General features: G+C 40.5%; 8 protein-coding genes. 7 read left to right on the forward strand and 1 reads right to left on the reverse strand.

The window, feature by feature from the left end:
• The first annotated feature begins 138 nt into the window (after positions 1 to 138).
• The 6 genes from I6J03_RS17585 to I6J03_RS17605 all read left to right on the forward strand — a co-directional run bounded on the left by I6J03_RS17585 (position 139) and on the right by I6J03_RS17605 (position 9,935).
• Positions 139 to 3,174 (forward strand): hypothetical protein, encoded by a 3,036-nt coding sequence (locus I6J03_RS17585; RefSeq protein ID WP_003003532.1) that lies wholly within the window; start codon positions 139 to 141, stop codon positions 3,172 to 3,174.
• Between the two features lie 127 nt (positions 3,175 to 3,301).
• Positions 3,302 to 3,433, forward strand: coding sequence for a hypothetical protein (locus I6J03_RS22805; protein ID WP_003003527.1), 132 nt, complete (start codon positions 3,302 to 3,304; stop codon positions 3,431 to 3,433).
• A gap of 3 nt (positions 3,434 to 3,436) precedes the next feature.
• Positions 3,437 to 7,171, forward strand: coding sequence for a collagen-like domain-containing protein (locus I6J03_RS17590; protein WP_003003523.1), 3,735 nt, complete (start codon positions 3,437 to 3,439; stop codon positions 7,169 to 7,171).
• 756 nt (positions 7,172 to 7,927) lie between these two features.
• A complete protein-coding gene (locus I6J03_RS17595; protein ID WP_003003516.1) occupies positions 7,928 to 8,413 on the forward strand; it encodes a hypothetical protein in 486 nt (161 codons plus the stop codon).
• 159 nt (positions 8,414 to 8,572) lie between these two features.
• Positions 8,573 to 9,511: a polysaccharide deacetylase family protein gene (locus I6J03_RS17600; protein ID WP_003003513.1), complete on the forward strand. Its 939-nt coding sequence runs from the start codon at positions 8,573 to 8,575 to the stop codon at positions 9,509 to 9,511.
• Positions 9,512 to 9,527: 16 nt separating this feature from the next.
• Positions 9,528 to 9,935: an NUDIX hydrolase gene (locus I6J03_RS17605; protein ID WP_039989540.1), complete on the forward strand. Its 408-nt coding sequence runs from the start codon at positions 9,528 to 9,530 to the stop codon at positions 9,933 to 9,935.
• 104 nt (positions 9,936 to 10,039) lie between these two features.
• Here the strand turns inward: I6J03_RS17605 and I6J03_RS17610 are convergent, their stop codons facing one another.
• Complete coding sequence (locus I6J03_RS17610; protein WP_003003506.1) at positions 10,040 to 11,452, reverse strand: alkaline phosphatase; 1,413 nt, start codon at positions 11,450 to 11,452, stop codon at positions 10,040 to 10,042.
• 156 nt (positions 11,453 to 11,608) lie between these two features.
• On the opposite strand from I6J03_RS17610, the gene I6J03_RS17615 reads away from it, so the two are divergent.
• Positions 11,609 to 12,949 (forward strand): DUF937 domain-containing protein, encoded by a 1,341-nt coding sequence (locus tag I6J03_RS17615; RefSeq protein WP_003003503.1) that lies wholly within the window; start codon positions 11,609 to 11,611, stop codon positions 12,947 to 12,949.
• Positions 12,950 to 12,973: the final 24 nt, after the last annotated feature.

A 12,973-nucleotide genomic window follows, 5' to 3' on the forward strand; every position in this document is an offset into this window, starting at 1 on the left:
GTAGAAATGCACAAGAAGACTTTGTCTCTCTATTCACAATAAATATGATAATCTTTTTTTGTGATAATATAAGAGGAAATGGAAAATTCAAGCCCGAATAAAACCGGACTTGACAACGGAAATAATTACAGTTAAATCATGAAAAAGAAAATATCTAAAGCTATTGCAGAGACCGACAACGGATCAGCATCTACGCAAGCTATACCACAAAGCCGCCCAAGGTCTGGATCATCCTTTACTCAGGTAGATGACTTTCTTTCCGTAATCAGGGGCTTAGGAATACCGACAGCGGATGGCGATGTTTTGGAAGGGCAGACAGACAGTTCCAATGCCGCTAAGATCGTATATAATACTACACTTCACAAGTTGCGGGTATATAATCCTGCGAATAATCAATGGCGTGATGCTGTGGAAGCGGATCTGTCGGACTATTATACCAAAGAGCAGCTGGACAACATGCTCACAGCAGCAAAGAACAGATCAAATCATACCGGTAAACAAGCAATAAGCACTATTGAGGATCTGCAAACCTTTTTAGACAGCAAAATTCCGCTATCACAAAAAGCTGTATCAAACGGTGTAGCAACTTTGGACGTAAATGCTAAGCTTCCAATGTCTCAGGTGCCGGAGGCATTAATAGGTTCCGTAAACTATAAAGGAAATTGGAATCCAGCCTCTAATACACCTGCACTATCTGCTATACCAGAATCAGACACTAAAGGTCACTATTATATATCAAGTGTCACCGGAACTTTTAACGGAATAGAGTATAATAATGGAGATTGGATAATTTCCAACGGATCTGTGTGGGGTAAAGTCGATAATACAAATAAAGTTGTTTCCATAAACGGAAAGCAGGGAGCAGTTATCCTGGATGCTTCGGATGTAGGAGCCACACCCAAGGATAGCGAAACCTTACAGTCCGTGGTGGAGAGAGGAGCTACCACGACACGTGACATTACACTTAAAAACCCCTATAATAATAACAGGATGTATATGGGCCTGTTCGGAGGTGGTGCGCATATCTTCTCAGGTGAGAATACAGATTTAAGATTAGGAAGCAATGATCTGGAACGTGTAAAGATAAAAGCAAATGGATTTGTAGGAATTGGAACAGATCCGGTCTATCCCTTAGATGTAAATGGTGTAATAGCAGCTACGGGCGGAAATTCAACAGAATGGAACGCTAAAGCAAAAGCTGACGGATCTAATGCAACAGGAGTATGGGGGCTACAATCAAAGGGATTATCAAATGTAATAAATCCTGAAAGAGATTATAATTGGATAGGTGCTGATGTTGAGAATAATATTACTAAGTTATTAGCTTATCATAGCAATGGTTATGGATATTATGCAACCCCAACAGCAGTAAAAGAGTTTTTGGGTATTCCTCAGGGAGGTGAAACATTCGCGTCAGTCGCTGCGAGAGGAAACTCTTACCGGGGGCCAATAACAATAGGCTATCAGGGAGTAAACTCAAACACAACCAAGCTTAATATACAGAATTCTCTTGGAAAAACATGGTCGCTGTCATCCGGAACAAATAATTATGATGAAAACAGTTTTGGAATATATAATAATCCGGACGGGGATGCCACTAATCTGAAATTAGCAATTACGGCCAGTGGGAATGTTGGTATTGGCGAGGCGAGTCCACAACATAAGTTGGAGGTAAACGGTACTGTTAGATCAAAAAACTATTCATGGCATGTTAGCACGACAACACCAGTAGGAGTTGTTACTAACGAATCATCCATCAGAAATCTTCCCGATGGCGCTGATTTTGGCTATGGAATATCGACTAATGTTGTGGGCGGATTAGATATCATGGCTAATCAGGAAGGTCAACCCATTAGATTTTGGTCTGGAGGAAAAAATTCTGAACCCCTTAAAACGGCTGAAATGAGGGGGAGGTTAACTACTTTTTTTGGCAACACTACCGCAGAAAATATTGCTGTTAACTCCACAGGAGAAAAATGGCTTTCATACTATACAAATAATACGCCTCGGTTTCTTGTAGGTACAGATGGAGGCGTCAATGGTGATAGTGACTTTAGAATATATGCCTATAAAGATGATGGTTCATACAATGGTAACCCATTACGAATAAGCAGAGCAAACGGTGAAATGTGGATGGGCAACTCCGTTAACGTTAATGGTATCATAAATACTGGTAGTGGCAATTCTAATCAATGGAATGATATTTATAATAATGGATTTCGAAAATATGGAGCTGCAGGAGGTGATGTAGCTAACCTAATCGGTTCCGGAGGTAAGCTCTTTGATGCTACCGGAGTTCCAAGTGGTTACAATTACGGAACCTTTTTAAACTTCGGTCTAGATGATTATAAAACAATGTTTGCAGGCGGACAAAATGCAAATGGAGATCTTTATACCAGAACTGACGGATATGGAGGGATTGGCAACTGGCACAAGATATACACAAGCAAAGATTTTTCTGTAAATGATATTAGTAACTGGAACCAGGCCTACAATAGCAGAGTAGATATAACTTCCAATCAGACTATTACCGGACTTAAAACTTTTTTCTCAGGAATCAAGACTAAAGACCCTTCTACAGCCACTTTAGCAAGTATTGTTGCTGAAAACTCCTCAGGTACGGGATATACTACAATGGCATCATCTGGAATATCATTTCGCAGAGGAAATAATTATTTTTACATATCTCCAAGTACGAATGGTAGTGATCTACTTATAAACACACCTACTGGAACAACAAGTCAGAGTGTGCGTAGAGTAACTATACATAGTGGAGCTATAGACACAACAGATCGTACAGTTAAGATTTCAGGCAGAGCTTATTATGATGGTGACTATTCTGGAATTTTGCAATCATCGGATTTGGTTCCTAAAAAATATGTGGATGACAAAATGCAGGTGCTCACATTAAGAGCAAATATATCCGCAGGTTCTGCCTTTATTGATGGCGGGATTGTCGAATCTGGATTTCGGTACATGGTACAGGGAGCATGTTTATACGAAGTATCCGGAGTTGCTCCGGAGGCTACTTATGCTCCTGAATATTTATCACTTAATAATCTAGCTGTGCAAGTTCCTTCATTGACCGGGGGAAATATTAGTATTCGTTATGAAACCACAAGCGCAGATAACGGTAAGGTAATCGAGGTAACAATTCTTAAGATCAAACAATAATACCAACTAGTTTTATTTCATAGCGTATTGAGGATGATTGATATTCCTTTTTGATAATTCTGTATTATTCTCCTGAGTGTAATCTGCTATTTCAGCTTGGGAAGTAAAGAAGCAGTCAAATATATAGATGAAATGCAGAAGAAGACTTTTTCTCTCTGTAAACAATAATAAGATGTCTTCTTTTGGTGATAAATCAGAGGAAATGGATAATTCGAGTCCGAATAAAGCCGGACTTGACAACGCAAATAATTACGGCTAAATAATGAAAAAGAAAATATCTAAAACTATTGCAGTGACAGACAACGCATCAAGCGTTTCGCAGACTATCCCACCAAGTCGCCCAAGATCTGCTGCGTCTTTTACACAGGTAGATGACTTCCTTTCTGTAATCAGAGGCTTAGGCATACCGACAGCGGATAGTGATATTTTGGAAGGGCAGACAGACAGTTCTAATGCTGTTAAGATCGTTTACAATACTACACTTCACAAATTGCGGGTATATAATCCTGCGAATGAGCAATGGCGTGATGCAGTGGAAGTGGATCTGTCGGATTATTACACCCGGGCTCAAACTGATGCTATTGTTGAAGCAGTGAAAGACTATGCTAGCAATAGGGACAATCATACCGGTTTACAGCCTGCCAGTTCGATATCCGGCTTAGAGGAAACATTAGAGGAGAAAGAATCTATAACAAATAGAAAGACGGATCTGACAAACCCTGATAATAATACCTACCCGACAACTCAGGCTGTATCTGCAGCTATACAGCATATTTCCCTTACTCCCGGTCCTAAAGGTGACAAGGGAGATAAAGGTGATACTGGTACTCAGGGTCCGGTCGGACCCAAAGGCGATACAGGACCACAAGGTATACAAGGTATTCAGGGCGTGCAAGGCCCTAAAGGAGAAAAAGGCGAAACCGGTTTGCGGGGCATTCAGGGAGAACAAGGTATTCAGGGAGTGATGGGTGATCCTGGTCCTAAAGGAGATAAAGGTGATCCTGGTTTACAAGGGATGCAGGGATTAAAAGGTGACAAAGGTGACAAAGGTGACAAAGGGAATGATGGCACCAGCGTAACTATATTAGGATCACTTCCAAACGAAAGTTCGCTACCACCTGACGGCAACCGGGGTGATGCCTACTTAATTGAGGGATTTCTATACGTATGGAACGGTTCAGCGTGGGAGGATGTCGGGAATATCAAGGGGCCAAAAGGTGATAAAGGAGACCAGGGTATACAAGGAGTACAAGGTACACAAGGTGTCAAGGGAGATGCCGGAGAACGTGGCCCAATAGGTATGACCGGTTCACAGGGTATTCAAGGCCCTCAGGGCGCCAAAGGTGAAAAAGGCGACAAAGGTGATCAGGGCGCACAAGGGGTGCAAGGTCCTGCAGGAGATCCGGCTAGTAATATTGTTAGATCCGTAAACAGTAAGATTGGTGATGTCAGTCTGTCCACAGAGGATATTGTTGGACTGAATGACAATCTGACTTCGAAAGCAAATAAAGATGGAAGTAATACGAGTGGTACTTGGCCGATAACGTCATCTAACTCTAACGCTTGGGGAACTTATAGAATACAATGGGATGGTGCTAATAATAATCCAAGTGATATTATAGCTTGGGACTCGCAGCGCAGTATATGGAGTCCTATAAATAAGAATCAGTTAAAGACTTTATTAGACATCCCTTCGAGCGGTGAAACATTAGCTTCAGTCGCATCCCGAGGAAACTCTTATTGGGGACCGATAACAATAGGTTTCAGTGGGGTAAATTCAAACTCGACTAAATTAGACATTCAAAATTTAGCTGGCAGGACATGGTCTTTATCTTCAGGAACTAACAACATAAATGAGAACCACTTCGGGATCTATAGTAATTCTGGAGGTGCTTCTTCTGATTTAATGTTTACGATAACCCCTGCAGGAAATGTGGGGATTGGAGTACTTTCACCTATATTTAAAATAGATGTAGAGGGAAATGCACGAGTTAAAGATGCCTTAACCATTGACGGGACTTCTAATCAGTATAAAGAGCTACAGTACCGTAATAACGGATTACTAAGATGGGATTTATTCACTAGCCCAACAAGTGAGGCGGGGGGGAATGCCGGAAGTGACTTCGCCATTACGAGATATGCCGACGATGGTAGTTACCTGGGCCAACCTTTAGGTATAAGTAGAGCAACCGGGATCGCTTCATTCGGCGGACAGATTAATTCATTAGGTGGTAATTCAGCCCAGTGGAATGAGGCGTACTCTTGGGGGAACCACAAAGACTCATACCCAAGAAGAGGTTTAGGAGAACCGAGTCATAACAGTATCAGAGTTAACGACACCAGAGACTGGAATCCTATAGCCTCTACTAATCTTTTGAGCGGAACATGGTTCGATTTTAAAAATTCATCTGTTATAGGTTTAGCCGGACAACCGGGCGTAGGTCCTTGGGCAGGAGTTATTACTATGGTTCCATACGATGATGACAGTGGTAACAATGGGTCAGCTTTCAGATTCGCACAGTCAAGTCTAGGGGGAAGTAGTTCCTCTTTTTTCGGTCAGTCATACGAGACAGGCGGCTGGAAACCTTGGGTTAGGTTTTGGACTTCGGGAGATTTTAATCAATCTAATGTTGATGCATGGAATAACAACAGGGTTGACTTAACTACTATCAATCAAGCTATTCCGGTAAGGAAGATATTCTCCTATACTGGAGGCAATGCTTACAATACCTCTACTATAGAAGTTAAGGGTAACGGCACTGATGTTTTTCCAAGTATAGGATTCCACCAACCAAATGTTGTAGGTAGTATTCTTCATCTTAGGAATAATGGTAGGATCTACCTGGATCAAGACATGTTAATTGGGGCAAATGAAGGAGGTTCTTTTAGCAACTCTGTACTAACAAATAAGGCTTGGTTTGATTATAACTACGCTGGAAAAGAAGCCGCAGGAAGTGTTATAAGTTTTTCAGGTCTTAATGGTGCATATGCTACCGAGTTGTTCGGACAGTACAATGGAGGTGGAAATAATTTTTATCTCAGAACTCGTAACGGAGATGTTGCCCAATATAATCCTGTAAGAAGGGTGTGGACAGATGGTGATTTTATGATGTCTTACAACAATTCTACAGCTTGGACAGTGGTGCAGAGAGACGGGAGTGGTTATATAGAAGCTAATTATATTAGAACTGCTCTATCGGCCCAGAATCCAAGAGCAGACGGAGGTCTTACAACTCTTTACGGTAATGATGATACTGGAAATGGTTATCACTATGCTTGGACATCTGAAGCTGTCAGGAACTTTTTGGGGTTAAAGACAGATGCTGAATATGTTAACACTTCTGCTTCTCAGACAATAGGAGGTAGTAAAATATTTACCCAACCCATCACCGGAGCAGATGCTACAGCAGACACGCATCTGGTCACAAAAAGACAAGTGCCGGCTCTGGCAGCGCAGGGATCCGGTATACTACGGATGATACACGCTCCGGTATCAGGTATATTCTCAACGATCTCCGGACAACAATATCTGAGAATTGCTTATACAAGCAACGAATGGTCCTATACCATTCCTGCCGGCACATTTTCCGGAGGTCCCGGCAAGCTGGAAATAGAGTTTTTTTGCGAATATCATTCCAGTTCATCCACTTCTACGGAGACTGCAGAATTATACCTGGAGTTTAGCCAACCAGGCAATTCCATTCTCATTCCTGTGGCATCCTATAGGCCAAGTCAAAAGGGGACGGCGTCAAAAAATACATGCAGATTCTTAGCAACGAGCAGAGATTCAGGCGGATTATTTTACGCAGGATCGGTAAATACCGGAGTAAATGACAGTTATAAAGTCGTAACTCCACGGAGCATTTCCGGTATTGACTTCCGTCAATCTGTTACCATCAAGCTGTGGCAAACCGGCACCTCCATCCCAGGGTATGACCTTTCTATACTACCTTTAACTATTCAAGTAGCAGATTTAACAGAAATTTTACCACCATAAAAGTCATAGGAAACTTTAAAATCCATTTTTTTAGTCGTAATACGACAAGCTAGCCTAACCGCAACTGCCTCTGCACAGTTGCGGTTAGTTGTCATTTAAGGTGCTAGCCTTTATACATGCTCTGTAGGTTCTTTTCAACCTAATATTGAAGAGACTAGTTATGCCAGGAAAACCCCTCTATTCATAGAAATGAGTAGAAGAACAGGAGGTTTGTTTGAGTAAACATTATAAATATAGTTGAAACTGATACTGCCGGAAAGGGTCTTTTTTACAAGCCTGAAATGATAAAATCTTAAGTTATTTTAAATTACGAAAAGATGTGATTCGCTAATTTTTTTAACATTTGGTTTTAAAATTCTATGCATTTGGTTTTTGCGTTTATAAATGGAAGCTATACAAAATTCTCTCCTTTTTAAGGAGAGATGTCCGCAAGGGCAGAGAGGTTGACCAAACAGGCTATGCTGTTCCGTTTGCTTGATCTCAATTGCTGGTGAGGACACCAGCAAACGCGTGAGATATTAAGTTGTTTGTTCTTATGTAATCCGTGTCAGTTGGCGTCCCCGCCAATGCTAATACAGTTCTCTCCTTTTGAAGGAAAGATGCCCGCAGGGTAGTTGATTGATAAAATAATGTGCACATTATCAGTTAATTGTCACTTTATCCTTACGTTGGATTAATCTTTTGTAAATAATAGACAGTCATAAAGAACAAAGAGTAAACACAAACATTAGAAAAACATTAAATAGGGAGGGTTCCATGAAAAAATTACTTTACATTACATTGCTTATCGGAGGGATCTTCTCTTTCACTCCGTCTCAGGCTCAGGTTCGTATCAATGTCAATATCGGAAATCAACCACTTTGGGGACCAGTAGGATACGATTATGTCCGTTACTATTATATGCCGGAAATGGATGTATATTATGATGTTGTGCATCGTCGCTATACTTATTACCATGGAAACAGATGGGTGACCAGAGGTAGCTTACCGAGCAAATACCGTCGTTATAATATGTACAGAACATATAAAGTAGTGGTAAATGATCGCAACCCATGGCATCGACACAGCCATTATCATGAGCGCTATCATAGATACTCAGGTAATTACAGTCAGGTGAATTTAAGAGACGGGCGAGGCCGTTCAGACCGTCATGACCGCGATCGTTATGATCGTCACGATCGTAAGGATAACCATAAAGGGAATAAACACCGTGGCAAAAATAAAGGACGTCACCATGATTAGTCCGGTTGTAAATTTATAGTTTTATTAACACAGGAATTCTGCCACAGGATTCCTTTGTTGTTTTTTGAAACAACTTTTCTTTGAAATTAGATAAGTCAGATTTAATATGTTATTTTTGCGTAACTTTTATTAAAAAGTCTAATATAAAAATAATATTAAATGCGATTAATTGGAAATGTGGTGGCAGGAATGGCGCTATCGGTACTTGTTTTAAGTACTCAGTCCTGCGGAAATAATCAGTCTTCTCAAAAAACTTCTACTGTTGAACATCAGGATTCAGTTACAAAAAAGGAAGAGCATAGTACCGAGAAAAAAGATCTTGAGACAAAAAAAGATACGTTAACCGTAGATTCGGTTAAGAAAAAAGAGCCTGTTGATAAAGCGAAGCTGACTAAAGCACAACGGGACTCCATTAATGCAAAGCTTGATAGCCTTCCAAAGCATATCTACCTGACTTTTGATGACGGACCACTGATCGGAAGTTCAGCAATTGATTCGATTGCTACAGCAAAGAATATTAAGATTAATGTGTTCCTGATCGGTAAACACGCAAATATGAGTAAAAGACTCAAAAAAGATTATCTGAGATATTATAATAATCCGTTGGTCGATTGCTACAACCATAGTTATACACATGCCAATAATAAATTCAGTGTTTTTTACAGCAATCCGGATCATGCATTTTCGGATTTTGAAAAAAATGAGGCAGATCTGGCCCTGAAGTATAAGATTACCCGTATGCCGGGACGTAATATCTGGTATTTCAAAGACAGAAGAAGAATTGATTTGCAAAGTGGTACAAGCACAGCAGATTTGCTTTATGCTAACGGATATGAAATCATGGGATGGGATGTGGAGTGGAAAATCCACGGACTGACAGGACAACCTGTACAATCTGTTAATGAAATCTATCAGCGTATGAAAAACAGATTGAAAAAGAAAGATTCATTTACGGCCAATAATGTGGTGTTACTGATGCATGATGATATGTTTCAAAATAGAAAAGGGCAAAAATTGTTATCGGATCTTATCGACAGTTTAAAGTCTAACCCGAATTACCATTTCGAACATATGCGTGATTATCCGGTAAAATACTAATAACAGGTTACGTCCTTTGAAGAAAAACAGCATTGAAATATGCGCAGCTATGGTGCTGAGTCCTGCAAAGCAATTGTTGCTGGTTCGTAAAAAAGGATCTGAGTATTATCAGCTGCCCGGAGGTAAGATAGAAAAGGGCGAAACATTTGTCAACACTGTGTGCCGGGAGATAGAAGAGGAGATTGGGTTGATAGTAGCTGTGGAAGAGTTGCTTTTTCTGGGGACGCATGAAGCTGCAGCGGTAAATGAAGCCGATACAAGGGTCGTAGGACATGTATTCAAACTCAATTTATCTGAAATTAAAGAAATAAGTCCGCAGGCTGAATTAGAAGAAGCGGTGTGGGTAGATCAGCATAATTATAAGCAATACAAACTTGCGCATCTGGCAGAAGAATTTGTTGTTCCAAGATGGTTGCAGTTGTAAGCTGTGTAAAAAGTATTGCACTCACATTCAAAATATATAAAAAGAACTTAAAGTAAATAAGAAATGCTCCTTTAAGGAGCATTTCTTATTTATCAGGTCAACGGTTAATCCAGTTGAGCATTTAACAACTTAGCCACTTTTTTAGGAATATCTGTATTTTCCATTTTGTGGCTGAATAATTCACTGCCGCTTCCTATCGCAAATATCGGAATATAGCTTGCTGAGTGATTTCCGGAACCCCATCCCAAAGTAGAGGCATCATTTAATACTTTCACAGCCAGAGTCGCTAATTTATCGTCAGTAGCATAGAGACTTTTGGATTCCTGTGTCTCATGGTTTACAAAACTGCGCAGATAGGTTTCATGCATATTTTGTTCATCAGCCTTGCTTACTTTGATGACAGACCATAGTCCGAGTTGATCCGAAAGCAATTGTTTAACCTCATCCCATGTTGTTTTAGGATTTGAGATTCTCAATTTGGAAATCTGTGCAGATAATTCACTTTGTGATTTTTTCTGTAATTCCAGGTTTTTAAAAGATAACCTGGAGCTTCCCGTTCCAAGTGTCATTCCACCGGTTTCATGATCGGCAGTAACAATGATCAGAGTTTCTTCCGGATATTTTTTATAGAAATCGAAGGCTTCCTTTACAGCTTCATTAAAATCCAAAACTTCCTTTACTGCAGTTGCTCCATCATTGGAATGACAGGCCCAGTCGATTTTCCCGCCTTCTACCATCAGGAAAAATCCGTTGGTGTTTTCTTCTGTCAGCGATTCAATTGCTGCTGAAGTAATCTGTTTCAGTGTCAGATCATTTGTGTTTTGATCAATTGCATATTTTAAGGATACCTGATCTCCTCCTTTGTTATTGGATAATATTATTTTTCCGGCTTTGTTTTTAAGTGCCTTATATTCCTGATAGCCTTCAGCTAACGAATAACCTCCTTTTTGTAGGATTTGAGTAATAGGAGTTACTTTTTCCTTTTTGAAATTCTGTTCAGGTTTTAAGAATCCGGATCCTCCGAAAAAGTCAAAATCCGATTGGAGAATATCTTGTGCAATTTCGTAATACATATCACGGTCCTGCTGATGAGCATAGAAAGAAGCTGGTGTAGCATGGTCTATACTTACACTTGTCGTGATGCCGACCTTCATGCCTTTTTCTTTAGCAAGGTAGGCAATGCTTTTTAAGGGTTTTGTTTTGGTGCTGTCCATACCGATAACACCATTTTTGGTTTTATGTCCTACAGCCAGAGCTGTGCCGCCTGCGCCGGAGTCTGTTACACCGTTTGAAGTAGAGTAAGAGGTGGCAAAGGATGCAACCGGAAAGCCTGTAAATACGAGCGGTGCAATACCAATCCGTCCTTCCCGTTCGGCGAGATACATTTCCGTAAGATTGACCTGATTTAAGCCCATTCCATCACCGATCATAAAGAAAATATATTTAGGTTTCTGTTGAGCAAAAGCCAGGTGAAAGCTGAGGACGGATAATGCAAATAATAAGGATAGTTTTTTCATGTTATGAATCTGTGTATCGGTTTTTGTTAATTATAGAATGCTGTTGTCAAAGATAGTGCATTAGTGTTAAGGTAATATTAAATGCTGTACCGGGCCTGTATCAAACAAAATATCGTGCTGATTGTTAATTAGTTTATTAGACAATGGATCAATATTATGGAAAACAATCTCTTAAATAACGCAAAGGCATTCTTCAATGAAGATACACTTTCAAAGCTATCCGGAACAGTCGGAGTAGATTCTGCCCAACTTAAGCAGGGGACAGATCTGGTCATTCCGGCCTTGTTTTTAGGCCTCCAACGTGAAAATGAAAGCGGATTAAATACTATTCTGGAACAAGCTAAGAGTCATTTTGGCAATTTTGATTTTCAGCAATGGTTTAATTCTGATCGTTCAGCTCCGGTCGGGGGAGCTGCTGAAGATGTAAATAGTCAGCATCCTGAACATCAGCACATATTGCAAAGCATATTCGGAGATAAACTGGATACGGTAGTCTCTGCTATCTCCGGGTTTATCGGGATTAAATCAGATACTATTCAGAAGTTGCTGAGTTCGGCACTTCCTGCTGTATTCGCCAGTCTGACCAATAACGGTACCAACTGGAATGCAGCTGTTATTTCTAATCTGCTGAATGAGAATAAAAGTAATTTTGCGGCAGCTCTGCCTGCCGGATTAGGATTGGGCGCTTTTGGTAGCCTGTTTGCGGATTCGGATATTCAGAGTCCGGCTGTAGAGACGCCGATTCCTCCTGCAGATATTCCGGTTGTAGAACCTCCTGTACTCACTGTGCCGCCAGTCAATCCGGAGCCGGCTATTCATACACGTGAAGCTGTCAGAGAAGTAAAGAAATCAAGTGGGTTATGGTGGATACTGATACCATTGGTACTTGTGGCTCTTTGGTTTTTATTTGGTAAAAGTTGTGCAGGCAATGGAGCTGGTACATCTGATTCGACTTCCAATGGTCGTGACACATCGTCTATGACAAATCCGTCAGACTCATTGGGTGCAACAGATGGTTTATCAAACAGAGAGTCTGTAATTCTGAAATTACCTGACGGACAGGAGCTTCGGGCTTATCCGAGAGGGATAGAAGATAATCTGATTAAATTCCTGCAATCAGACTATAAGGCACTTCCGGATGATACGCTTAAAAATAAATGGTTTGATTTTGATAATCTGAATTTTGAGACCGGGACAGCTAAGATATTACCTGCCAGCAGAGATCAGTTATTAAATCTGGCTGCTATATTGAAAGTATTCCCGGATGCGAAAGTTAAAATCGGAGGATATACAGACAAAACAGGGGATGAAGCATTTAATAAGAAATTGTCATTGGATCGTGCAAATGCTGTTAAAGTATTTTTAGATGAACAGGGACTGGGAGCGCAGGTTGCAGGTACAGAAGGTTACGGATCTGAAATTGCGCGGTACCCGGCAGATGCACCTGAATCTGACAGGATCAAAGATCGCAGAGTGTCTGTAAGTGTTCGTAAATAAGAACAGATATTTTAAATTTTATAA

Source organism: Sphingobacterium spiritivorum, from assembly GCF_016724845.1.
Taxonomy (GTDB): domain Bacteria; phylum Bacteroidota; class Bacteroidia; order Sphingobacteriales; family Sphingobacteriaceae; genus Sphingobacterium; species Sphingobacterium spiritivorum_A.